Annotated in this window: 20 protein-coding genes, 1 pseudogene and 1 riboswitch; of the genes and pseudogenes, 8 read left to right on the forward strand and 13 right to left on the reverse strand. The window is 41.7% G+C overall.

What is annotated here, in order from left to right; translation table 11 throughout:
* Positions 1-378: 378 nt before the first annotated feature.
* Positions 379-1,323 (reverse strand): ribosome biogenesis GTPase YlqF, encoded by a 945-nt coding sequence (gene ylqF, locus IT970_RS15520; RefSeq protein ID WP_065979469.1) that lies wholly within the window; start codon positions 1,321-1,323, stop codon positions 379-381.
* A gap of 91 nt (positions 1,324-1,414) precedes the next feature.
* On the opposite strand from ylqF, the gene IT970_RS15525 reads away from it, so the two are divergent.
* Positions 1,415-1,951 (forward strand): YaeQ family protein, encoded by a 537-nt coding sequence (locus IT970_RS15525; RefSeq protein WP_036973580.1) that lies wholly within the window; start codon positions 1,415-1,417, stop codon positions 1,949-1,951.
* An 8-nt stretch (positions 1,952-1,959) separates the two neighbouring features.
* Positions 1,960-2,562, forward strand: coding sequence for a PGAP1-like alpha/beta domain-containing protein (locus IT970_RS15530; RefSeq protein WP_065979470.1), 603 nt, complete (start codon positions 1,960-1,962; stop codon positions 2,560-2,562).
* 7 nt (positions 2,563-2,569) lie between these two features.
* On the opposite strand, the gene IT970_RS15535 is transcribed toward IT970_RS15530, so the two are convergent.
* A complete protein-coding gene (locus tag IT970_RS15535; protein ID WP_036973582.1) occupies positions 2,570-2,779 on the reverse strand; it encodes a hypothetical protein in 210 nt (69 codons plus the stop codon).
* A gap of 369 nt (positions 2,780-3,148) precedes the next feature.
* Here IT970_RS15535 and IT970_RS15540 point away from each other — a divergent pair, with 369 nt between their 5' ends.
* The gene (locus IT970_RS15540; protein ID WP_196857469.1) at positions 3,149-3,622 is read left to right on the forward strand and encodes a Dps family protein; all 474 of its coding nucleotides are present in this window, start codon (positions 3,149-3,151) and stop codon (positions 3,620-3,622) included.
* Positions 3,623-3,666: 44 nt separating this feature from the next.
* Here the strand turns inward: IT970_RS15540 and IT970_RS15545 are convergent, their stop codons facing one another.
* The 5 genes from IT970_RS15545 to IT970_RS15565 all read right to left on the reverse strand — a co-directional run bounded on the left by IT970_RS15545 (position 3,667) and on the right by IT970_RS15565 (position 11,572).
* Positions 3,667-4,068 carry a hypothetical protein gene (locus IT970_RS15545; RefSeq protein ID WP_036973584.1) on the reverse strand — a complete coding sequence of 134 codons (402 nt, stop codon included), beginning with the start codon at positions 4,066-4,068 and terminating at the stop codon, positions 3,667-3,669.
* Between the two features lie 54 nt (positions 4,069-4,122).
* Positions 4,123-6,201, reverse strand: a complete 2,079-nt coding sequence (locus IT970_RS15550) for a S9 family peptidase (protein WP_036973585.1) — start codon at positions 6,199-6,201, stop codon at positions 4,123-4,125.
* Between the two features lie 140 nt (positions 6,202-6,341).
* Positions 6,342-6,911 carry a chitin-binding protein gene (locus tag IT970_RS15555; RefSeq protein ID WP_065979472.1) on the reverse strand — a complete coding sequence of 190 codons (570 nt, stop codon included), beginning with the start codon at positions 6,909-6,911 and terminating at the stop codon, positions 6,342-6,344.
* A gap of 114 nt (positions 6,912-7,025) precedes the next feature.
* Positions 7,026-7,116, reverse strand: a riboswitch (cyclic di-GMP riboswitch).
* Positions 7,117-7,249: 133 nt separating this feature from the next.
* Positions 7,250-10,387, reverse strand: coding sequence for an efflux RND transporter permease subunit (locus tag IT970_RS15560; RefSeq protein WP_036973587.1), 3,138 nt, complete (start codon positions 10,385-10,387; stop codon positions 7,250-7,252).
* 9 nt (positions 10,388-10,396) lie between these two features.
* On the reverse strand, positions 10,397-11,572 hold the full coding sequence (locus IT970_RS15565; protein ID WP_036973588.1) for an efflux RND transporter periplasmic adaptor subunit: 1,176 nt from the start codon (positions 11,570-11,572) through the stop codon (positions 10,397-10,399).
* A 264-nt stretch (positions 11,573-11,836) separates the two neighbouring features.
* Between IT970_RS15565 and IT970_RS15570 the strand changes: the two genes are divergently transcribed.
* Positions 11,837-14,347 carry a zinc-dependent metalloprotease gene (locus IT970_RS15570; RefSeq protein WP_065979473.1) on the forward strand — a complete coding sequence of 837 codons (2,511 nt, stop codon included), beginning with the start codon at positions 11,837-11,839 and terminating at the stop codon, positions 14,345-14,347.
* 55 nt (positions 14,348-14,402) lie between these two features.
* On the opposite strand, the gene IT970_RS15575 is transcribed toward IT970_RS15570, so the two are convergent.
* On the reverse strand, positions 14,403-15,017 hold the full coding sequence (locus IT970_RS15575) for a hypothetical protein (protein WP_118844752.1): 615 nt from the start codon (positions 15,015-15,017) through the stop codon (positions 14,403-14,405).
* 267 nt (positions 15,018-15,284) lie between these two features.
* On the opposite strand from IT970_RS15575, the gene IT970_RS15580 reads away from it, so the two are divergent.
* Positions 15,285-16,427: a tetratricopeptide repeat protein gene (locus IT970_RS15580; protein WP_231387293.1), complete on the forward strand. Its 1,143-nt coding sequence runs from the start codon at positions 15,285-15,287 to the stop codon at positions 16,425-16,427.
* Positions 16,428-16,430: 3 nt separating this feature from the next.
* Here IT970_RS15580 and IT970_RS15585 read toward each other — a convergent pair whose 3' ends face one another.
* The 5 genes from IT970_RS15585 to IT970_RS15605 form a co-directional block, all read right to left on the reverse strand.
* The gene (locus tag IT970_RS15585; protein ID WP_196857804.1) at positions 16,431-19,253 is read right to left on the reverse strand and encodes a TolB family protein; all 2,823 of its coding nucleotides are present in this window, start codon (positions 19,251-19,253) and stop codon (positions 16,431-16,433) included.
* A gap of 97 nt (positions 19,254-19,350) precedes the next feature.
* Positions 19,351-19,593 (reverse strand): hypothetical protein, encoded by a 243-nt coding sequence (locus IT970_RS15590; RefSeq protein WP_036973594.1) that lies wholly within the window; start codon positions 19,591-19,593, stop codon positions 19,351-19,353.
* 79 nt (positions 19,594-19,672) lie between these two features.
* The gene (locus tag IT970_RS15595; RefSeq protein WP_196857470.1) at positions 19,673-21,208 is read right to left on the reverse strand and encodes a PH domain-containing protein; all 1,536 of its coding nucleotides are present in this window, start codon (positions 21,206-21,208) and stop codon (positions 19,673-19,675) included.
* Positions 21,201-21,734, reverse strand: coding sequence for a PH domain-containing protein (locus IT970_RS15600; protein WP_036973596.1), 534 nt, complete (start codon positions 21,732-21,734; stop codon positions 21,201-21,203). The genes IT970_RS15595 and IT970_RS15600 overlap by 8 nt, the downstream gene beginning before the upstream one ends.
* Before the next feature lie 60 nt (positions 21,735-21,794).
* Positions 21,795-22,646 carry a D-hexose-6-phosphate mutarotase gene (locus IT970_RS15605; protein ID WP_118844755.1) on the reverse strand — a complete coding sequence of 284 codons (852 nt, stop codon included), beginning with the start codon at positions 22,644-22,646 and terminating at the stop codon, positions 21,795-21,797.
* Positions 22,647-22,974: 328 nt separating this feature from the next.
* Here IT970_RS15605 and IT970_RS15610 point away from each other — a divergent pair, with 328 nt between their 5' ends.
* The 3 genes and pseudogenes from IT970_RS15610 to IT970_RS15620 form a co-directional block, all read left to right on the forward strand.
* Entirely contained in the window at positions 22,975-23,460 is a 486-nt protein-coding gene (locus tag IT970_RS15610) for a MarR family winged helix-turn-helix transcriptional regulator (RefSeq protein ID WP_036973598.1), read from the forward strand.
* Positions 23,461-23,560: 100 nt separating this feature from the next.
* Positions 23,561-24,886, forward strand: coding sequence for a porin (locus IT970_RS15615; protein ID WP_065979480.1), 1,326 nt, complete (start codon positions 23,561-23,563; stop codon positions 24,884-24,886).
* 225 nt (positions 24,887-25,111) lie between these two features.
* Positions 25,112-25,495: pseudogene (locus IT970_RS15620) on the forward strand (YbaN family protein); the annotation flags it as partial.
* Positions 25,496-25,677 lie beyond the last annotated feature (182 nt).

Below are 25,677 nucleotides of genomic sequence, written 5' to 3' on the forward strand. Positions count from 1 at the left end.
GCGTGTAATAGCTATACTTTGAAGAAAATAAAAATTAAATGAGAATTATTTGCAATAGAGTGTTGACAGATATCTAAATCTAATTGATAATCAATATCAACAAGACGGAAAAAGCATTACGGATTGTAATAGCTGTTCGCTTAATTACGTATTTTGGCGAATTGTTATCGGAATAAACTGATTTGTTTCTCGACCCTGAAACACGTGTGGCCCACGATAAAGCTAAGATCACTTGTTGCTAACCGCAGCGCCCCTTGATGTTGGCAACAGGCGATCGCCCTACTTATTTTACTTGCTACATTGCTCATATCGGTGACGGTAGATATGAAACTAAAAAAGCCCTTACGGGCTTTTTTTATGTCTGCAAATAAAGTGTGATTAACGGCGGTTTTTACGAGCACGCGCTCGGCGCTGTTTTTTCTCTTCTTCTTTTGCTGCTTTTTTAGCTTCTGCCGCAGCGCGAAGCTCTGCCACCATGCGCTCTTCTTCTTCACGCATTGCGGGGGTTTCCATGGTAATTCGACCAATAATGCCATCACGTAATTCATTTATCAGAATTTCTGACATTTTATAGGTATCAATTTGATTACCACCACGGATACAGCCACGCTTTTTACCGGCCATTTCAACAAATTCCCAGTCAGACTCAGGTAATTCGTCAATCTTATAACGGCTTTTTAAAAGCTCAGGGTATGCGTGCAATAAATACTCCGCCGTGTAGCTTGCCACTTCCTCATAATCAATCGCGGTATCACGAATCGCACCTGTTGCACCTAAACGATAACCTGAGTTTTCGTTTTCTACTTTTGGCCACAACATGCCTGGCGTGTCGTACAACATAATGCCATCATCAAGTTTAATGCGTTGCTGGGCTTTGGTTACAGCAGGCTCATTACCCGTTTTTGCAACAATTCGGCCAGCTAAGGTATTGATTAACGTTGATTTACCTACGTTTGGAATACCCATTATCATAGCTTTTATTTGCTTATCTGCACCCACTTTATGCGGCACTAACTTTTTACAAAGCTCATTAATACGATGCACTTCACCCGCTTTATCATTCCCAAAATCAATTGCTTTAACACCGCTTTGTTGTTCAAAGTAGTCTTTCCACGCTTGCGTGAGTTTAGGATCAGCAAGGTCAGCTTTATTCATGATTTTTATAACGGGTTTATCACCGCGAAGCGCTGTAACCATCGGGTTTTCACTACTATAAGGAATACGGGCATCAAGCACCTCAATGATCACATCCATTTGTGGCATGATTTCTTTAATTTCGTTACGGGCTTTGTTCATGTGACCCGGGAACCACTGGATTGCCATGTTTTACTCCTACAAGATAATTTCACGGTATTTTAACTGGCTCAGCAGTTAATTGCGCTATAATGACGCAAATTTTTTCAAGTAAGCAGTTATGGCTCTTAAATCAACCATTATAAAAGCACACATATCGCTGAGCGATATGGACCGACACCTGTATCAAGATTTCAATCTAACCCTTGCACAGCACCCATCAGAGACCGAGCAGCGCCTGATGATCCGCTTGCTGGCATTTGCACTCAATGCCCGAGAAGGGTTGGAGTTTACCAAAGGCTTGTGTGCTGATGATGAACCTGAGCTTTGGCACATAAACTACAGCGAAGAAATTGAGTTATGGATTGAGCTTGGTCTACCTGATGAAAAGCGTTTGAAAAAAGCCTGTAACAAAGCTAAACAGGTTATTTTGTATACTTACGGCGAAAATAACCAAACTATTTGGTGGCAAAAGCATCAACCTAAGTTGTATGATTTTAAAAACTTAAGTATTTTTAGCCTCGATTATGCTGCGACTCAAGCATTAGCCGCACTGGCTGACCGTAATATTAAGCTTACGATTACGATTCAAGACGGTGAGGTATGGGTTAGCTCAGACACAGCAAATATCGAAATTAAACCTCAGCAACTCATGTAAGGAATGCGATGGCAATTAGGCAGGTTGTAGTATTACACGGACTTTATATGTCGGGCTTTGTAATGCGCCCTCTGTGCGCACGTCTTGAAAAATCAGGGCTTAATATACTCAATTTGACCTACAATACGCTGTCGCCAAATAGAACGGCTATTTTTGACAAGATTGACCGCTTTATTAATGGCAAACCCACAGCAATGGTGTGTCATTCAATGGGCGGTTTAGTTGCCCGGGCCTACCTTGAAGCAAACTCTCTACAAAGCAAACATGTTGAAAAAGTCATTACCTTAGGCACGCCTCATAAAGGCAGCCATATTGCTAAGCAAATGCAGCAAAAAGGCTTCGATATGTTACTTAAAAATAGTGTCGAGTTTTTGTTGTCTGAAAATGGCGACTGGCCGTTTAATGCCAAGCTTTATAGTATTGCAGGCGACTTACCCATTGGATTAATGCCGCTCATTGCTAAAGGCAGTGCTTCCGATGGCACAGTGCTTATAGATGAAACCAAACTCAATGGCATGGCAGAGCACAAGGTGTTTCATTTAAGTCACACCAGTATGATCTACTCACGCCAAGTCATGGATTACATTATTAAGCTTATCAATCAACGTTAGCTGTATTTTATTTCTCAGCACTTGCGGCAACTTTGTAAGAAATTAATACAATAATCCCCAGAATCAGCGGCACCGGCGCAGCGATATAACCAAAGGTGTCAAAATTAGCAAAGCTTGCCCCTGCAAGATGACCAACTAAACCGATTACAAACGCAAGTAATGCAATAACAACAACCACTATTTCTGCTTTGTTTTCTTTTACTGTTTTACCGTCCATTTTTGTTCTCCTAGCTAAATGCGGTAAAGGTATTATGCGCTTCTGCTACGTTGATTTTTTGACCTAAATCAAGTTCTAAATCGGCGTGTATATTAGCTAAAGCAAAACTTGTTTTAGATCATATTTTCACCTTCATTAAAAAATAATCACTTTTTATGGTGGTTTTTTACGTCATTTGCCCCAAGTTTATAGAAGAGTACTTCGAGGTTATGCTGATAGTGGACGACTGATTCAAAATGCGTATTGATAGCTAAAACCTATCACCCCGTTCGAATTAAACCATTTTACAGATTAATAAAAATGGCCAATACTTGATATCACGCACTAGCAAGTAACCTATTCACGATTATTTTTTTAAGGAGCTAATCTATGTCACAGGTAAATGCAATTGGTTTAAACAGCGCAAAAAGTGAAGATATCGTAAAATCTCTCAATACTTTATTAAGCTGCTACCAAATTCAATATATGAATGCACGTGGCTTTCATTGGAATATTAAAGGTCGTAACTTTTTTGAATTACACCTTAAATTTGAAGAAATTTATAACCTACTTCTTGAAAAAGTAGATGAAATTGCAGAGCGTATTTTGACACTTGGTGGCGCACCTATTCATGCGTTTTCAGAATACCTCGAAGCAAGTAAGATTAATGAAGCGAAGAACATTACTGAAGGCACCGCAGCCGTTGAAAACCTATTAGCAGGTTACAGCACACTTATTCAAATGCAGCGCGAAATTTTAACAGAAGCTGGCGATGCTGATGACGAAGGGACTGCATCACTAATGAGTGATTACATTAAAGAACAAGAAAAACTTGTTTGGATGTTAAAAGCTTACTTAGGCTAGGCCCTTACTTTACATCACTTGAAAAGCCCTCTATGAGGGCTTTTTTATTTTAACCACTTTCTCAGGTGACTGTATTCTGGCCTGTCTTCAAAAAAGCTATCAGCATTGTGATGGAAGTTAATATCCATATCGACACCCGACCATATTGTCTCGAGTAAATTGCGCGCAATTATATTTGCTTTGATATAGTCAACGCGTTTGTAACCACGTGCTTTTATAGCTTGAAAATACGCCTTCGCGGTTTCAATACTATCTGCCGTTGCTAATTCAAATTGCGCTAAATTAACAACAGCATACTGAATTGAGTGCTCAGGGTATTTCATTATTTCTTGAGCAACTTCAACACTAAACGAAGCAACAGCTTCTTTATTAAAACTGCCACTTATTTCCACATAAATCACTGGCGGTTCAATAAAGTAACACCAATCACCGTGGGCTTTAAACATGCTCACCCCTTAAAATACAACTTAAGTTTTGCACTTATAGGTGTTATCTAAGCTTTAATTCGATAATAAAGCAATAAAAAATGCGATTTCAAGAGCCTTTTCTTCAAGGCTTTTAAAACGACCCGACGCACCACCATGACCTGCATCCATATCTGTTTTAAAGACAAGAATGTTGTCATCTGTTTTCATCTCGCGAAGTTTAGCCACCCATTTCATGGGCTCCCAATACTGTACTTGTGAATCATGAAAGCCCGTCGTCACTAAAATATTAGGGTACGCTTGCGCCTTAATATTGTCATACGGAGAATAGGCCTGAATCACATCATAATACGCGGGGTCGTTCGGGTTTCCCCACTCATCATACTCGTTAGTCGTAAGCGGAATGCTTTCATCTAACATGGTCGTCAAAACATCTAAAAATGGCACATGACAGCCAATGCCTAAATAAAGCTCGGGTGCTTGGTTAACGACGGCGCCCATTAATAGACCTCCAGCACTGCCACCCGACGCACAGACTTTTGCAGGGTGTGCGTACCCTTGCTTGGTTAACGCTCGCGTAATATCGATAAAGTCATTAAAGCTATTTTGCTTGTGCTGTTTTTTACCTTGTTCGTACCAACTACGCCCCAGCATTTCACCACCGCGAATATGAGCAATCGCATACACGAAGCCACGATCGAGTAAGCTCAATGAACTACTAGAAAAGCTCGGATCGATAGTAATGCCATACGCACCATACCCATATTGCAGCAATGGATTTGTGCCGTCTTTTTTAAACTTATCGATGCGGTAAACCAGTGATACAGGTACTTGTTCGCCATCTCTTGCCGTCACCATGATACGTTCTGAACGGTACTTTTCTGGTTTAAACTCACCCAATACCTGTTGTTGTTTTAATAAGGTTTTTTGCCCTGTATTTAAATCAACATCATACAGTGATCCCGGTGTCGTCAGACTCGAATAATAAATACGCGCAGAGCGTACGTTGGGTTCTGGGTTCATTGCAATTGCAGCGTAATAACAGGGATCATCAAACTCTAAAGTGAGTCGCTCACCGTGCTTATTCACCACAACAAATCGTGTTTGTCCTAGCTCTCGCTCAGTTAAAATTAAATAATCATCAAATATCTCTACACCTTCTAGTAACACATTGTCGCGGTGTGGAGTGTGTTCTTGCCAAAGTGATTTATCTGCGATTGTACTTAACGTAGCCGTCATTAAACGAAAGTTTTTTGCCTGCCAGTTAGTCACGATATAAAACGTATCACCTAGCTTATCTACATCAAACTCATGGCCTTCTTCACGTGGTGTTAACGCACTAAATTCACCACATGGATTGTTGGCATCAAGCACCCATGTATCACTGGTTTCTGTGGTCGCAAGATCAATGATAATAAGGCTTTCATCACGGCTTTTGCCAAGTCCCATAAAAAAGCTTTTATCTTGCTCTTCATACACCAATACATCGTCGGCCTGAGGCGTGCCTAACACATGGCGAAAAACCTGAAAACCAAGCAAGGTTTGCAGATCTTTTTTCACGTAAAATACGGTGTTACTGTCGTTTGCCCACACGACTTGCCCTTCGGTGTTTTCGAGTACATCAGTAAACATGTCACCTGTGGCAAGGTGTTTAAATCGTACCGTATAAACACGTCGGCCTTCAGTATCCTCTGAGTAAGCAAGCAACTGCTCATTTGGACTAATGGCCACTTCGCCCAGCTCGTAAAACTCAAACTCACCGGCTAATTGGTTTACGTCTAATAGTAACTGCTTATCATGGGCGTCAATTGAGCTACTGCGGTAGTGGCGGGCATATTCATCATCGCCACGTACTTCTGAATGATACCAATACGTTCCATCTTTTACGGGTACGGTATTATCGTCTTTTACAATACGCCCTTTTAGCTCATCAAATAGCTGCTCACGAAGTGGCTTTATACCTGCAAGCTGCTTTTCACAATAATCATTCTCGGCATGCAAATGAGTTAATACTTCGGTATTTTGTCGTTCATCATCGCGCATCCAATAGTAATTATCGATGCGAGTAAACTGATGAGTGCTTAAGGAATGAGGCTGTTTTTTAGCAACCGGCGGATGCGCTAATAATGACAATGAATACGAACTTGATGACACAAAGAAACCACAATTAAAAAACGAATTAAACCGAGTTTACCATAGAAGCTTGGCCAATTCGCTTAACAAATGGGTATAAAAAAGCCCACTCAAATTGAGTGGGCTAAGCAATGCTAAAATAGCATTTAGGGGGAAAACGGTTAATGCGATATCTGCTGCCATGCCATGGCCCAACTTTTGCCAACTCCCGGTTCAAACAACGGGTTATGTGAATCTTTAACACGACAAAATTCACTAAATGGCCAAGGCTTACACCTATAAATGTGGCCTGTTTTAGGCTGTAGCACTTTTACACCAGCACTGTAATCACTGCATGCCTGTGGGTAAACATAATCATAATCTTGTGGATTATCGACCGCGCGTTCTTTACATTTCGCGATGCAGTTAAACGCCACTTTTGCATGTGTTATGCCCGAACCTTCAAGGGCATAAATTTGGTTTGAGCGGTATGCAACCACCAAACCTTGTTCGGTCATTTTTCCGGCCTCAACCAGTGGAATGTGCACGTTTATATGCTCGGCAACTAAACGTGGCCAATTATGAGGCTCACCTTCATCCGTACTGGTGATCCGGTAATTGAATGATAAATCGACTAGCTCTCCTTGCATGTCATAAAAGGTTACGACCACCGTGTCCCCAACAAAAAGCTGAGTATGATGGTTCAAGCAACCAATCGGTAACCACTTTCCAGAGGCCAATGACGAATGCATAAACAAAGTAACACCCTAAGAACAACTAATAGGTACTATCCAACAATAACCGAACAAAATAAATACATTTTTTAGTTTGAGGCAAAAGATCCAAAGCCCGAAGAATATGCGCTTATCGGCGGCCCCGCTATCATAGTTTTGTTAACAAAACCTTAGACCGGAAACTTTGCGTCCTAACTTTTCAGTTAGTTTGCCAAAAACTGAGTTGAGTATAATCGCGACCGGAAAACAAATCAAACAAAAGAATGTAACCAAAACATACATATAACTATTAAGTACTAGCAAATGCAGATACAAAAAAGCCAACCCGGAGGTTGGCTTTTAAACATTATCTTAACTTAATCTCTTACTGGCTTAGCGCTTGGAAATAACTCACGCACCGAGCGAAAGAAACGTAAGAATACGTGCCCAACGTCACTCATCACAATGTATAAGCAAGGGACAAGCACTAGGGTAATCAACGTTGCAAACATCACAGCAAAACCCAGTGCGACCGCCATCGGAATAACAAACTTCGCTTGTAGGCTTGTTTCAAACATGATCGGCAACACACCGGCAAACGTTGTAATTGAGGTTAGGGTTATAGCCCTAAAACGTGCACACCCCGCCTCGATAACGGCTTGACGAGTTGAAATGCCTTCTCGTCTCGCTTGGTTTACAAAGTCTGTCATTACTAAGGAGTCATTAATAACCACCCCAGCAGCTGCAATTAAACCAAAGCCCGACATTAAACTAATATCTAGGCCAAACCAAAAATGACCCCATATAGCGCCTGTTAAACTAAATGGAATAACTGACATCACAATCAACGGCTGTGAATAGCTCTTAAGTGGGACTGCAAGCAAAATATACACAAGTATCATACCGCCAATGAAGAACATTAATTGCTCGTTTGCTTGCGCTTGTTGCTCTTCAATTGAGCCTCCTAACTCAGTTTTCACTGATGGGTACTCTTCTTTTAATTGTGGTAATAAAGTGTCTTCAACTTGTTTAACAACGGCACCCGGCTCAATGGCTTCTTCATCAATACTGCCGTAAATATAAACCGTACGATAACCGCCTTCGCGGCGAATATAGCTGATGCCCGGTTTTTCGGTTAGTTCAACCACGTCACCTAGCATAACTTCTTTACCCGCAGGGGTTGTGATTACAGCATGCTTTAAAGAGGCAAACGCTTCACGTGTGAGCTTAGGGTAACGCACCATTACACGCACCTCTTCACCACGACGAATAACACGTTGTGCTTCACCACCATAGAAGCTTGCGCCGACTTGATTAGCAATATTTGCTAAGTCTAACCCTAAGTCATACGCCACAGGTTTTAAGCTGAGCTGTACTTCTTTACTGGCTGGGTCGATAGTCGAGCTAATATCAAAAAGCCCTTTTTGCTGTTGTAATAACTGAATAAAGCGACGGCCTGCATCATTTAAGGTATCAATGTCTGGGCCATAAAGTAGATAACCAAACTCGCCATCACTGCCACCGCCATTCACGTCATCGTAAATTTGCAAAGACTTAACCCCCGCAATGCTTGGCATTTGTTCACGCCAGCGGCGTGATAGCTCAAAGGCATTATATGGACGAAGGTCTTCATCAACCAACGGCGCTAAAATTTGTGCTTCCGTTCGGCCTTGATTAAATACCAAAATATCGCGGATCAGTTTTTGGCCAAACTCACGCTCAGTTTCCTGATCAACTCTTAACACCATGGCTTCAATTTCACGAACCGCATCAATTGTTTGAATGTCCGACGCATTTTCGTTCATCTCTAAACGAATTTGTGGGAAATCATGAGGTACCTTTGGTGTTGGCACCACGCGCACTTGATTAGAAGAAATCAGGCCAAAGGTTAAAATTAATAGGCCAATGAATGAAAACAACACAAACCAGCGCCACTCTACACAACGTACGATAAATGCTTTATATGGGCCGTTTACAAATTTGAAAAAACGCTTATTAAAACGGGCACGCCAGCTATTTGGGTTAATAGGTGGAAACTTCGTGTGCGCAATGTGAGCCGGTAGAATCAGTTTAGATTCAATTAAGCTGAATATTAAACACAGTATAACCACCACTGCGATACCAAAGAAAAACGCACTTTCGGGGCCACTTGATAATGTAAACGGTGCAAACACCGCGATGGTCGTTAATACGCCAAAGGTTGCTGGTGTTGCAACTCGCTTAGCACCATTCACCACATTAACAACGCCTCCCCCTTTTTTCTCAATTTCGGTGTAGGCGCTTTCCCCTATGACGATGGCATCGTCGACCACGATCCCCAGTACCATAATGAAGGCAAATAACGACACAATATTAATACTGATCCCAAAGAGCGGCATCATCATCATCGCCCCTAAGAAACACACGGGTAAACCAATCATTACCCACAGTGCTAACTTAAAGCGTAAGAAAATCGACAACATAATGGCAACCAAAATCGCCCCTTGGATCAGGTTGGTTTTCATCATGTCTAAACGCGCATTAAGATAGTATGTCATATCCATGAGCGGCTCTAGGCGCAAACCAACTGGCAGCTCTTTATTTTTCTTTTCTATAAAGGCTTTAACAGAGTCTGCAACGGGGATCATGTTCTGCTCTTTCGTTGCTTTTACCGATAAATAAACCGCATTCTCGCCATTAAATTTAAAGTAGCGTTCACCTTCGATAAATTGATCTTTAATTACGGCAATATCTTGCAACAGGACTTTCGCACCATTTTCACCAATTTTAACGGGAATTTGGCGGAATTCGTCACCGCTGTAATATTGATTTTCAACACGCACAGAAATAATACCTGCATCTGTGCGTAATTGACCCGCCGAAATGTTAGCCGAGTAACGACGCACCGCATTAGCAACATCGCTTAATGTCAGGTTGTATTGACGCAACGAATCAGGGTCTATTTCAATCGCAATCTCATCAAGTGGCACATCGTTTTGTACCAAGGACACATTCGATAATTGCAGTAGCTCATCTTCAATTTGATTAGCAACCGGTTTTAACTCAGTCAGCGGAATATCACCGACCAAGGTCATACCAATGACGTCTTGACGAAACTCGACCTGACTAATGGTAACGGGTTCCATACCTGCAGGAAATGTTGCAATACCGTCAACACGCAGCTTTACTTTATCAAGTACATCTGTGAGTTCTGCATCGGTATTAATCTCTAAACTTGCTCGTCCATTGTTGCGAAACGCACGATACACACCTCGTTTGATTTCGGTGATGTCTTTTAACGATTCTTCTATCTTGATCAGAATACTTTCTTCAATTTCTTGCGGTGATGCACCCGGATAATTGGCTTGTATCTCAATGTAGTTAATTTCGACATTCGGGAACATCTGACGCTGAATCGTAAAATAACTAATAATCCCCATGATAACGATAAAGACCATCATGAGGTTCGCAGCAACCGAGTTATTGGCAAAGTAGGCAATAATGCCAGACTGTTTTTCTGTGTTTTCGTCTGTCATAGCGCCACCTTAAAGCTTTTCAACCGCTGCAGTATTCTCTGCATCGCTCGTCATTTCTTTCATGCCTGCAATTTTCACTTCCATACCCGCTTGCGGGTATTCCGGTAATGTAAGCACCAATTGATCATTAACTTGTAAGCCGTCACTGATATAGAAAAACTCACCTTCTTCACGCACTACCGTGACTTTACGAGGCTCAAGTTTTTGCTCGTCATTTACAACCCAAACCGTTTGATTATTAACAAGTGATTGCGGTAAACGGTAAATATTTTGCAGTGTTTCACCCGCGAAGCTAACTTGCACATAAGCACCAAACTTAATCGGCTGTACGTCATGCTTGAGACCATATGGATCGTTCACTCGTATCACCAAATTACTCATACGCGTCGCATTATCAACAACCCCTAGATCGCGGTCTATCACCGCTTCACGTGTAAAGCTGTTTAAACCTTTATTAATAATCGTCGCCTTAACACCTTTAAGGCGTTTCGGTAAAAACACACTATCAAAACCAGCAATAGGAACAATGATTTCGGCACTTTCAATGTTATTAAGTTCAGCAACTTGGCTTCCCACGTTAATGTATTGACCTACACCAATCTCACGGTTAATGACCAATGCATCGTAAGGTGCTCTCACTTCACAGCGAGCAAGGTCACGCTCAGCGCGTTTCAATGCAGCTTGTGCTGATTTTACAGCCGCTTGGGCACTTAATACTTGCGGTTTACGAAGGAATAAGTCTGTGCGTTCACGCTCTGGGTAACGTTTTGCTTCATCCTGTGCAACCTTTGCTTGTGCTTGCTCTTCAATCAATGCCGCTTGCGCACTTGCAAGCGAAGCCTCTGCTTGTAATACAGCAGCTTCGTAGTTATCTTTTTCAATAGTAAATAACACTTCACCACGCGCGACGATTCCGCCCGCAACAAAATTTGGATGCCAACTGGTCACTTCACCTGCAACTTGCGATGCAATCAGGGTACTTTCAAGTGGCTTCACTTCACCGTAACTGTTAATAATCACTTGGTGATCATCACTAGAAACAGCTTCAACTTTCACGAGAGGACGCACATCAACTTCATCCTTATCTTGTGGCTCTTGGGCAATCGCATTGATCCCCATAAAACCAGCAATACCAATGAATAAAGCGATAATAGGTAACGTCCATTTTAATAAATTCGTGCGCATAACTTACACCTTTAATATTTTAACTGGTCCTATCATACCAAAGCTGACAGAAACATTAATGTGACATTTGTAAGTAACTGTTACAAACAGACATAGAATGACACCGTTCAGATTAAAGTGACGTATAAAACAATTTGTTACAAAGAAAACCATTTTAATTTCAGCTGGTTAAAAACACAATTTCACATTTGTTAACATATCACCTTTTATCAAGACATTATTTCATTAAACTGCTCTATGACATAGTTTAAGGACATTCTAACAGTGAAAATAACAAATATTGCGCTAGCGTTAAGCCTAGCATTGACAGTCAATGGCCACGCCATTGCAGCAAAAAAAGAAGAAAAAAAGCCAGAAACACTGGCTGAGATGATCAAAGATAAAACCGAATTTGTCGGTATTTTTACACTTTACCAAGATGCCAAAACGGGTAAAAACTTAATGGTCATCAATGAGTCACAGCTTAATACCCCGTTTGTGTATTTTGCACATACCGTTGATGGCGTGACAGATGCAGGCCACTTTCGAGGCTCATACCGAGAGACCAAACTCATAGAATTTAGAAAGCATTTTGATCGTATTGATATTGTAAGCAAAACACCACGCTATAAGTTTGACGAGAACTCAGCGCTTGCCCGCTCTGCAGATGCCAATATCAGTGAAGCCGTTCTCGCAAGTATCAAAATAGACAAAGAAGAAGACGGAAAAATAGCCTTTGACGTTGATAAGCTATTTTTAAGCGAAGCACTGCATAAAGTGTCTCCATGGGTTAACCCTGACGATAAAAACGCTAAAAAACGCTTCAAGCTAGGTAAACTAGATGACAAAAAATCGCGTATTGTTAACCAGCGCCCTTACGCAAATAACCTAGATGTTATTGTTGATTATGTATTCAGCAACGCCAACCCAAGTGTGCGGGGCTCTGCCGCTATAAGCGACCCTCGTAACGTATCAATAAAAGTACAGCACTCATTTGTTGCTTTACCTGAAAATGACTACCAACCTCGTCAAGATGATGCGCGAATTGGTTATTTTACTAACCAGTTCGATAATATGACCTCTGCCGACTGGGCCCCTTATGAAGACGTGATCAAACGCTGGGATTTACAAAAGAAAGATCCATCCGCAGCCTTATCTGAACCTGTAAAACCAATTACGTGGTGGATTGAAAATACCACACCGGTTGAGTGGCGCGATACCATCCGCGATGCGGTACTGGCATGGAACACCTCGTTTGAAAAAGCAGGTTTCAAAAATGCGATTGAAGTAAAAATACAACCAGACGATGCAGACTGGGATGCAGGCGACATAAATTACAACGTATTACGTTGGACCGCATCTCCACGTCCACCATTTGGTGGCTATGGTCCTGCACTTGCTAATCCATTAACGGGTGAGATCTTAGGCTCAGACATCATGCTCGAGTATGTCTTCATGAAAAACCGTTGGATGTACGACACCCTATATACACAAGGTGCGGCGACACTCACTGAACATATGAGTGACTCAGAACTACACTGCTCTTTGGGCCACAGTATTCAAGAAAACATGTTACTTGCAAAAGGCCTAGGTACTGGTGCAAACATCGAAGACAAAGAAATTTTACGCCAAGGTTTAACACAACTTGTCTTGCATGAGGTCGGTCATACCTTAGGCTTAAACCACAATATGAAATCTTCTATTTTGTGGAACGAAAAAGACGTACACGACAAGCGTAAAACGCAAGGGATTGTTACAGGCTCTGTTATGGACTATGCGCCGGCAAATATCGCTCCAATTGGCATGCAGCAAGGCGATATTTTCCAAACGAAACCAGGTCCTTATGACGACTGGGCTATTGAATATGGTTACAGTCAAGCTTTGGCAGACACCGATGCCGAGCAACAACGTTTAGAAAAAATTCTTGCTCGCTCATCTGAGCATGCGCTTGCATTTGGTAACGACGCTGATGATATGCGAGCACCAGGACGCCACATTGATCCACGTATCATGATTGGTGATATGTCATCAAACCCAGCGGCCTACGCCTCAGACCGTATGGCCTTAATCAATAAACTATTTACTGAACTAAAAGACAAAGCCACGGTTGAAGGTGAGTCATATCAGCAACTAGTTACTTCTGCCAACATCCTATTCGGTAGTTACAGAACACAGGCTGGCGTAGTATCTCGTCAAATTGGTGGGGTATATGTTGAGCGCAACGTCGTGGGTGATGATAAAAATGGCGCACCATTTACGCCAGTGCCATTAGAGCGCCAGCAACAGGCTATGCAAATTCTGGCCAAAAATGTGTTTGCACCTGATGTGTTAGTCAGCATGCAACCGCTATATAACTACTTACAACAGCAACGTCGTGGTTTTAATCATTACGGTAAGAACGAAGATCCAAAACCACATAACATGATTTTAGGCATGCAAAAGCTTGTGCTTGCGCAATTGTTGCACCCTGCAGTCATGCTGCGTATTTCAGACAGCGCAATGTACGGTAATGAGTATTCACTAAGCCAATTCATGGATGACCTAACAGCCAGCATTTTTGTCGATAGTAAAAAAGCGAACTCATTAAGTCATAACTTACAAATTGAGTATGTGAACCAGCTGATTGCGATTGCAGGCTTAGGTAAAGCGAGCAAGCACGACAACCTAGCCAAAGCTGCTGCGCTTTATCAGCTAAACAAAATTGCTGATATCAGTACGCCATGGGGTGCCGACACTGCTGCAAAAGCACATAAGCAGTATATCGATCGCTTAATTAGCAAAGCGCTCGAAGCTTAATTAATAAGCACAAAAGGCTGCCAACGGGCAGCCTTTTATTATTTCAACGTTATCATCAAGCCATCGCTGGACGTGACTTGTAATATTGAATACAACCAAGTTGGGCGGCATTAGTTAGCAATATCATCACAAAAGTTAGAACATGTGACACACTCGGTGAAGCCATCGCCAGTTCTGCGCCTAAACCACAGGCTCCCGCTACAAACTGTAAACTAAAATAACGTGCACTTAAGTTACTAATATCACCGCTTTTAATTGTTTTGTAGGTTTGCGGCATAACACGGATAGAACTCATCGCTAAGCCAACATATGTCAGCCAATTAAGGACAATGGCAGTATCAAGTGACGGGCTAAGCAATAACAAAAAAGGCGTCACCGACACAATTAATAGCCCAGTTAATTGCAACCGTTGCTGGCGCGCTGCATTGTAACGCACGAAGTAATAAAGAATTAAACCACTTAACACACCCGTCACGATAAACGGTAAGACCATGTAAATGCGCTGAAAGTACACATTGTAGGTAATGAAATAAAGACTTTGTGCCACCCCAAAGCTCATCATTAGCAACGACACGCCCGACACACTGCGATTTTTACGAATTTTATTTAATAGCGGATAAAAGCTAAACGCCAAAATAAAGCATGAAATAATCGGCAAATAGTGCGCCAAAACAGACCTCTCTCGTTACAATTTAGTTAATACGTTAGCAGTTTATAAACAGCCCATACACAACAAGTAAATCATTGTTTTTTAAGACATTTAAAAGAGCGCGGCATTCTAATGAGATGCTCATAAAATGCAATGAAGATGAAAAAATAGCCAGCGAGGACTTGGCAAGATTTCCGTACAGTGTGTTTACAGCTTAGAGACAGCATTCATAACTTGAATACAACGAATAACATAGGTACATTGAATAAAAAACAAGCTTAGAGGTAGATGATGAAGCAACTCTTCTGCATCTTACTTATCAGTATGTTACTGCTCGGATGTGCCAGTAAAAGTAACCAACCTGTTATGCCACCTCGTGTTGCAGACCTCCTTAATAGCACACTTTTTCAGCCTGTTACTTTAAAAGACACTGAGCTATTTGCTCTGCCCATCGACGAGCAACAACAATTCCTTGATTACTTTACACAAAGACAAGGTGGCTATCTCAGAGATGATCAAATTCTCTATCACTATTTAGAAAATAAACTCACTAATTTTAACTATTACAGTGAAACACTCACTGCCTCTGAGACAATTCAAAAACAGAAAGGTAATTGTATTAGCCTTGCTATTTTAACTCAGGCGTATGCTCAGTTAGCTGGGCTAAAAACAGGGTTTCAATCAGTGTCGAGTGAACCGGTATACAGCAAAGAAAGTAATATTGTGTATGTATCGGGTCATTTTAGGACCAAAGTCTATGCCCCACTTGATGATGAGGTGACTTACTTAATCACACCGGGAAGTATTATTGATTATTTTCCGAGCCGCGGCAGTTTTTATACCGGCAAAGCCCATTTAAACGATTTAATAAGTCGCTACTACAGTAATTTAGCAGCCGAGGCTTTAGCCGCTAAACAATTTAATTTAAGTTACAGCTATATTCTTAAAGCTGGCGATTACACCCCTTACGATCCTGCACTGTATAATCTTGCAGCGGTATTACACCGTCAAGCTGGTGACTTAGTGGGAGCAAAACATATTTATCAAACCGCATTACAGCACAACATTGAAAACACCAATTTACTTCATAACTACGCTGTGCTGGCCGAACAGCTCGACGACCAAGTACTTCTAACTAAACTCAACTCACAGCTTGCTCTAGCAAAGCAAGATCCGTTCGAATTATTAGCAACGGCAATAAATGCACGCAACAATGGTCAGTATTTTAAAGCCCGAAAGCAGCTCGAAGACGCCATAGCCTTAGCACCTTATTTGTCTGAACCCTATCTAGAGCTGGCTATTATTAACTACCAACAAGGCAATGAGCAATCGAGCAAAGAGTGGCTCGAAAAAGCCATTGAGCTTGAAAGGGAAGACGAAAAGCGGGCGCTCTATCACGCCAAACTATTCGCCTTAAATACCAAGCAGTAACCGTTATAAAGAATAGTAAATACTAAGCCAAGCACGTAAATCGTTTTCAAAGTCGTCGCCTTCAACACGGGCGACGCCCAAATCAATATTCACATCATTCAGCCCGGCAGGCCCTAGGCCAAAGCTAAACTCGCCTTGCCATTTTAGTCCATAGCTTTGTGCATATACTCGGTTATCTACTTGATGCTGTTGATAGTAAAGCCATGGGAGCGAATCTTTATAACTAACCCCGCCGCCATAACCTTTATAGCGGTTACCAAGCTGGCTAATAAACGGTAATTCGGGTGCCACCACTAAACCACTTTGAGTCTCGTTGTTAATTAAGTTAGAAGCAAAACCACCTAACGCAAGCGTATTATTGTCACGATAATGCTGAGCAAAGTTAACATAAACAGGAATATTAAACGCATGCGCACCAAACTCAGTAGCAAAGTCGTAACCTTGCCAATTATGCGTTTTGCTATCACCTTTCAGTAAAGCTATCTTTGCTGACTGAGAAAACCCCACTGTTTGTCTATCATATTGCCACTTTTGTTTTAGCCCCAGCTTTAACCATTGATCATCGCCGTGAACAAAGTCGCTGTAGTTATAACTCACAGAAGGAATGATACTTAATTGTTGAAACTGCATTGGATAACTTGTTGCCAAGTGTATACCCGTGTTTTCAATTTTTTCGGCATGGTGTCCGTGGTACTGTTTATCTGTATCTAACTGATAATCGAATAACAAAGCTTTAAAGTGTAAATCAAAGGCTGAATATTTGGCAGCGGCAAACGCCCCCTCTAATGCGCTATCTTGTAAATCAATACTATAGCCTGCTTGCAAATCAAGCTGTTTTAAAAAGTCACTGCTTTTAACACCCAAGGTTAATATTGACGATGATGCGGAGTAATACTGAGAACCCAACGAGAGAGTCGGCTTTTGCTGTAATACATCATAGTCAGTTTGTCGACCTGTCGCTTGTTGATAAATGGCCGCTTTAGGGAGTACTTCGCTTGCGGTCACACCACGCGGTGGTGTGGGGTTTACAGCAAGTTCAGTCACTTTTTCGCGCTGAGTTAAGTCTGTAAAGTGCTTAATATTTGGGCCATCCGGTGTGACTGATAAATACAATAACTCACCATTATTCATCGCCATAGGATGAGCCATAACTTCTTGGCCTTGGCTTAGTTGATAAAGTTCATTTTTATCAAAGTCATAGTGGTACAAATCAACTGCTGCATTTTTACCCGCCACAAAATAAAGGCCTTTCCCATCAGCTTGCCAATTAGGTTGCGATACATATTGATACCCTGCAGGCATAGGCACACGATATGATTTTGTCGTGTTTAAATCTTGTATATACAACTGCCAATTCTGATTTAATGTGGTTTTCAAATAGGCCAGCCGCGACTTATCAGGGCTTAATACGGGGTAGTCATAAACAGTTTCAAGGCTTTTTGTAAACAAGGGAGTGACGTCACCATGAGTAAGGTCTACTTTCACTAACGCTGAGAAACCATGCTGATTTTGTTCTGCATAAACAGTTTCGCCATTTTCGCTAATGCTAAAACGACGCAAGCCCGCGTGATGCGTCAATGCTGTGACCTCACCCGTTGTAATATCGTAACGGTATAAATCAGAAATCCCAAGAACAGACCCTTTGCCCACGGTGGTTGTTGCTGTAAAAAACAGCGTATTTTCATCCAGCCATTGTGGATTTTTAATCCCTTGTCTATTTATTTGCTGCAATACATGCTTCTGCTCACGCTTAAATACTGCGGGAGCTTTATCGACAATATCCAGAGGATCATCGTTTAAAAGCGCATTTTGCTGTGTTGCAAATTCTTCTGCAGCCTGTGTATTTTGCTCTGTACTGTAAATAACTAAACGTGTATCACCCTCTTTATTACGCTCAACAATAGCCAGTTTAGAGTTGTCTGGACTAAGTGCTGGATTTGATGCGTAGAGATCAAGCTCCAACCAAAGCTTACTTGTAAGTGGTTGTTCACTTACCTCTTTAGCCATTGCTTTGTATGTATACTCAGCAACAAAGCGGCGATACAACTTGGCTGGAGAATCAGCAAATACACCTGTAAATGCCTCATCGAAATCACGGTCTTTTACTGCCTGCATTCGTGTCCAAACAGCATCAAGCGTTTGTTCTGAATAGTTTTCTTCAAGCCAAGCCAAAAAACGCGAACCGACCAAATACGCCATCGACCCCGCCAAAAAGCCGCCTTTTGTATTGCTTAGTTGCTTATAACCTGGCAATGCACCTTGCTGAGCAAACTCAATTAAAATCGCTTCAGACAAATTGTCAAACACTCGACCACGGCCTGTCATTTTTGATTCTAATAATGTTGCGTAACCCTCTGCGGCCCAGCGTGGCATGTCTTTTTCTGCTAAGTCATACAGATCCCAGCTATTTTTAATTGCTTGACGAAAATCACTGCGAGTCGGCTGAGCTAAATGCACCAAGTGAATATATTCGTGCAAGATCAATAGCTGTTGCCAACCATCGGTATTAGAAATCACCGTATCGGATTGCGGTGGCGTGGTAAAAAGTGCCATCAAGGGTTTATTAGAGACAGGTAGAGCAAAGCCATTTGCGGCATTCAGAGGGTCAAACACGACTACATCAACGACTTCATCCAAAGCACGATGCTGTTGCTTAAGCACTTTATCACGCACAATTTCAAGCTCTGTGGCAGCCGATTGCGCCCACTGTTGGTTTTCAACGCTAAAGTGTACATTAAAATGCTCAGTGTGAATTGTTTGCCATATTTCTTGGCCAGACGCCTCGCCTGCAACAAGCAGCGCAACGCTCAATAGTGCTTTTTTCATCATAATCCTTGATCCCCAGCTTGGGTATATTGATTTTAAATATTCACACTAGTATGCGTTGCTTTTTTGCGCGGGTGTAGTTAAAAAATGTAAGAAATTAATCGATTTTGATAGGTTTTACTAACCCCAAAAGTTGATAAATAATAAAAATAGTCACTGCAAACATCATACTGCTTCTGAGCGCACCAAGGCCTGCGAGCATCATTGCACTGGTTACCAATAACGCGATACAAGTAATTGCGCAACTAATACAAAAGCCTTTACACTCATTTTTAAAGCGCGCGTACCACAGTAAAGCAACTAAGCCTGAAATAGCGATAATTGGAAGTAAATAAATCATCTGAATACCTGCATCCCTCACTTTTGGACAGTATACCCAAAAACGAAACCGAATCAACGGTATTGATAATCATTTTCATTTAAAACCAGTTGCGTGGCTCTGATTCTATTTCATAAAGCACAAAATCAATTAACTGCTCTGCATCAACTGATTTTATATACGGCATTGATACAGAACCCGATGCAAGTTGTATATACAGGCTTTTTAAACCTGATTTTCGCATTAAATATGTACTAATAGTCGTGGCACTTTGTGCTTTATAAATTTCAAACAAACGATACTGAGTCCCTATCATTCCCGTTCTAAACACGGCAAATGAGCGGCCTTCATGTCGATATAGCGCCATGCCTGTTTTTTGATAACGTAAAAATACGGCAGCCATCAATATACTCGCAGGTAATAAACCCCAAAGCATTGATAACGTTTCAAATAGTTGATCAATAACGACAACGCTAATCACACTCGGCAAAAATACATACAGCACAGTGTTTTTATACAGCAGTGCCCGTTCGGGTTTAATAAAATTAAGCTCATTTAAATTAATAAACCACGGAAACAACCAACGGCACACTTGCTGAACATGCGCTGCGGTTAACACGGGCATCACCAGTGTTTGTTTGTTTTTATGCGCCGCAACACCTGGGGCTGTATTACCACTGCTCACTTGTGGACATATCAATGTATAACGCTTTAATAATCGTGCAATGATATTTTGCTTAATTTGTACACTTTGTATTTTCTCTGAGCTTATTGATAACTGCTGGCGCTCAAAGAGCCCCGCTACACGTTTAAACTTATTATCTTGAAAATATAAATGAAAATTAAAAAACCTAATTAAAGCCATAGTAACCGACAACAACACAGCGCACAGCACGATAACAACAATAACGGTCACCACAGCCAATGCTGCCGCACTGCCAACAAAGGCAGCCTGCTCGTTAAACATGGCTTCTAGACGCGCAATCAATGAGGTTTCAAGGTAATCAAAAATGGCATTCATAAAAGGGGCAAGCGCCGCTAACGCTAAAATAGCCATATTCGACATCAAACCAAACTTCGCTATTTCGGCGTTACTAAGCGTGAGTGTGTGTTGTGCTGATGGTTGTACTGCATGTTCCGCTTTTTCAGGCGTGTCACTTTGCTGCAACTGCGCTTTAAATGCCATCACTTGTTCGCGTACATGCTCGGCATAACTGAGCTTTACACCTGGGATCACGGCTTCTTGAGCGCTACTGCCTGCAGCATCAAAAATACAGTTAACCAAATTTACGGGCTGGAAATAAAAGGGCTCAGCGATATTCACATTTTGCACTCTGGCAAACTTCAGTGTTAAGCGCTCTTTCTTAAATACCCCTTTGTTTAACAGGATTTCATTTTCGCTACTGATGCGATAAGAAAAATTTCTATAATATGCAAATGCATAAACAACTAACATGACAATAGCGATGCTTGCTGCGACTTGCCCCCAAAACCATTTTTGCTCAACCTGAGTCACAAAAATAACTAAAATAGGCAGTAAATTTAGTAAGCCATCTTTAACAAATCGAATAGCAAAATGCACAATAAAATATAAAAGTGCCCACGGCGACACGCGTTGCCAATCATTGTTATTCATCGACTAGCTCATCAACTGTTGCATGATTGTCATAACCATAGCTTTGTACAAACTGCCTAATGTCATTGCATTGTTTATCTGTTAAACCACTGATATGAAGATCCGCACTCATGCCACCAGCACTGTAGAGTCTGAGTGTTGCTAAGCCAAGTTTCCGCTCAATGGGTCCTCGATGTATCTCAGTATGTTGAACTCGAGAAATAGGTAACAGAGTCACTTGTTGCCAAATTAAACCACGCTTATAAGCAATATCATGCTCACGTAATGCAATCCCTTTTACACGAACACTGTAAAGGTTATACAGCATTGAAAGCACAACGAGCACGGGCAGCAGTAGCAACCAAGGTGCAGATACCGCATCAGCAAACGGTTGATTAAAATACCGAACAGCCACAATGACCGTCATGAGTGGAATATAAAAAAGCAGCCAATTAATTTGTACATGCCAAATAGCGTTATCTGCAAGTGGCTGAAATTTAATAGTATGGTGGCGAGGCAGAGTGTCGATTTGTTGATTACTAAACACGATTATTCCTTGTAAAGGCCAGTGTCACTGGCCTTACGTGCTAACGTTGAGCGTGGTAAATTAAACCCAGCGAAGTGTCGTTGCAAGCGTATGGCTGGCACCTGGCGCAAGCTCTACACTGTCATCAAGTACATTTGCTGCTTCTAAGCAGAGCATCACATGATACTCATCGTCGGCAAAGTTCGACAAGCGTTTTGACTTCTCAATCCACGGATTCCACAGCACACATGATGTTGAGTTTTCACGACCTACTTCAATAATGCCGTCTGGGGTAATTATACGCTGTGTAGCCTCTGCTTCGGTGTACACCATGTCGGTTTCGCGCGCAAAAGCAACCAAGTCATGCTGCTCAAAAGGGCCTTCGCCAAACTCAATGTATTTTGCCCCTTGCAAACCATCAACTTTGGTTTCTTCAATCGCAGGTGTTGGGAAATACGTGTGTAGCGCTTGAGTAAAGTGAATGGTTTCATTATCCATGTTCGTGGTCGTTAAGCGTAACTCAAGACTCGACGTTAAAATAAATTCAGCAAGTAGCTTAGTTTTGTGAGGCCAATATTTATCATCAACCTGAGTCATCGGTAACGAAAGGCTGATATAGATTGAATCTTCTTGTTCTTTCACTTCTTCAGCGCGCCAAAGACCTGTACGAGCCACACCATGCGCAGGCCAACCTTCATGCTGACTTACACCAAACCATGGCCAACAAATAGGGATACCGCCACGTACACCTTTCCCTTCTTGATAGTCTTCTAACTCAGACACCCACAACAACGGCTTTTTGCCTGCAGGCGTGAACTCAGTAATTTGCGCACCTTGCAGAAAAATAGTTGCTTCACACAACTCACTCGCAACCTTAATAAACTCAAGTCCGGTGTCACTTTGTTCAATCGTAACTGATGGCGATAACTTCATAATTCGTCCCATTTAATGAAAGAAAAATCCACCTTACCCAAAGCGGTGGCAATTAGTAAATAATATTTAGTTATTTGATGAAAATGTTTTACAACCAAATGCTAAGTCACCCCATATTAGCATTTTCAGTGTTAACAACAATTACCCTATCTAAACGACAAAATAGAGCATTTAATTTCTGCTCTAACTAAATACAAATCAAAACCATGCCATTATTAGCTTTAATCTATGGCTGATATAGGTGTAATTTATTTGAACTCAATTTATTAGATGTGTAATATTTCGCGATTGCGGTCGCCAGATACCGCCTTTTTAAAGAGACACAACTATGCAAAAGTATGACGAGCTATTGGTATCGTTACGTAAAGTTATCAGGGCTATCGACCTTCATTCAAAACAACTCAACAAAACATCGGGATTAACAGGCCCACAATTACTTATAATGAACGAAGTCGCGCACACCGATGGCATTACGGCCAGCCGCATCGCACAAAACGTTAATTTAAGTCCCGCAACTGTCACCAATATTTTAGACCGCATTGAAAACCGTGAGCTAGTTACACGTGTTCGCAGTCAACTAGATAAGCGCCGTGTCAGTCTATACCTTACCGAGCGCGGCAAAGAAATTTTGAATAAAGCGCCACAGCCTTTACAAGAGCACTTTATTGAAAAGTTTTCAGCCCTTGAAGAGTGGGAACAAAGTCTATTGTTGTCATCTATGCAACGTATTGCAGCCATGATGGATGCAGACCAACTTGATGCCTCCCCCTTACTTGAAGTAGGTGCGCTTACGCGAACCATTGAGTCTCAATAATAAACCCGTTGATTAATATTAAATTTATGTGGCTACCCTTGGGTTCAGTGTGAATATCATCTATGCTAAATAGTACCCATTCTTACATTAGCGATAATTCATGCTTAAACTTTCAAAGTTAGCCCTAGCGATAGCGTTGGGCACTACTTCAAGTCTTAGTCAGGCATCAGAAATCGATGACCTTCAAAAGCAGCTGCAATTACTAAAGCAACAGATGCAGCAACTTCAAACTCAGCTCGATAAAGCAGAGCAACAAGCAAAACAACAAGCGGCGCAGCAAGAACAAATTGATGCCCAAGTTGCTAAACAGCAAAAGCAGCTTGAGCAGCAAACGGCTGCTGTTGATTCAGAGCTCGAAAAGAAAGAATCTGGGATTCGAGTTGGCGGTGCTGTACGTACCAATTTTAGTCACACATCTTATGATGACGGCAATAAGAACCGCGGTGGCGACTTCGATTTTGATATTTTCAGATTGAATTTTGCAGGCGATGTTGGTGACGTGCAATTAAATGCAGAAATTCGTTTTTTCGATTACATGACTGCAGTTAAATATGCCTATGCAGCCTATGACTTTGCCGAAGATTGGCAAGTGCAAGCAGGGATCACCAAAGTCCCCTTTGGTAACTGGCCTTATAACTCTCATAACTACTTTTTTGGCACCACTTATTACGTTGGCTTAGAAGATGACCACGATTTAGGTGTGTTATTTAAGCGTAAAATAGCCGATAACTGGCAAATTGACCTTGGCTTTTTTAAAAATGATGAATTAGGTGGTGTTGACGGTTACGTTGATAATCGCAGCGATCGTTATTCGTATGATGTCGTTGGTTTTCGTGATGCCGACGAAGGCGTTTACGCAGAACCCACCAATGCGATAGGTGAATACAATACATTCTCTGGACGTTATGGTTACCACTTCGAGCATGATGGTGGCACCACTGAGTTAGGTGTTTCTGCGTTATCAGGCGGCCTACACGACGGTGAAGACAAAGCAGGCGACTACATGGCTTGGGCTGTGCACCTTAACAGCACCATTGGCCCGTGGAACTTCCAACTGCAACATGGTGAATACGATTACGACATTGATAACGTAAATCGTATGGCTGTCGGTGCCTACTCTTTTTATGACAGTATCGCCGCCGAAGCCACCATGACTAATGCCAACATTGCTTACAGTTTACCTGTTGAGTGGGGACCAGTAACCAACCTGCAATTTTATAATGACTACGGCATTATTTACGATAAGTCAGATAACAGTGCAGACACGTGGATGAATGTAACGGGTGTGTCGGTCGCCGCAGGTGGCTTATTTACCTACTTTGATCTTGTAAAAGCGAAAAACCAACCGTTTGTTGGTGGCTCAATAGCTGGCGACAGCGACGAGACCGAAACGCGCTTCAATATCAATATCGGTTACTACTTTTAAAACGATTAGCCCAGCTATTGCTGGGCTTTTTTAAACTTTCTATGCACCCATCCCTCGTTTACCTCTAAATAACACAGTAATTTTTTAACCCCCTTAAACGTTCTTCATGCAACATTAGGTAAAAAACGTTAGCTGAGCTACAGTTAAAAGTAACGCAGAATAAATGTATGATTTTGCAAAATATGCATCACCGCATTTTCAGTTTTATCAGGCTCAATTATATTGATGAATGTAAGAACGGTATTTACCGCCTATAAAAATGGCTGCTATCAATTACTTGGATTATTGATGGTTGGCTTAGGTATCATAGGTATTGCACTCCCTGTGATGCCCACAACTATTTTCTTTATTCTTGCTTTGGGCTGTTTTACACGCTCTTCTCCCGCTTTGTCTGCTTGGCTATTAAATCATCCTCGGTATGGCGAATCACTTCGATATTGGCAGCTCTATAAAGTGGTTCCGCTAAGAGCAAAATTTTTAGCTGGCCTTGGCATGGCCGTGGGCTATTTCTTCTTACTGCAAAGCGCAGCACCGATTTGGGTTATGTATCTTGTGGCTGTTATCGAGGTGTGCGTGTTGGGCTATTTAATCAATCGTCCCTCAAAGCCTAATCATCCAACGCTGATCCAACTTAACATATCCACTCGGCTGCAATTAATGCTACTTGCTAGCCTGTTTACCTCACAACTCGCCATTATTGCGTACCTCGCTATTCAGTATTAACTGCTCGAATGTAAAGAACGTAAACGCACTTGTTATTAATAATACGAACTATTATCATGTGAGCATCA

The organism is Pseudoalteromonas sp. A41-2 (assembly GCF_015767615.1).
Classification (GTDB): domain Bacteria; phylum Pseudomonadota; class Gammaproteobacteria; order Enterobacterales; family Alteromonadaceae; genus Pseudoalteromonas; species Pseudoalteromonas lipolytica.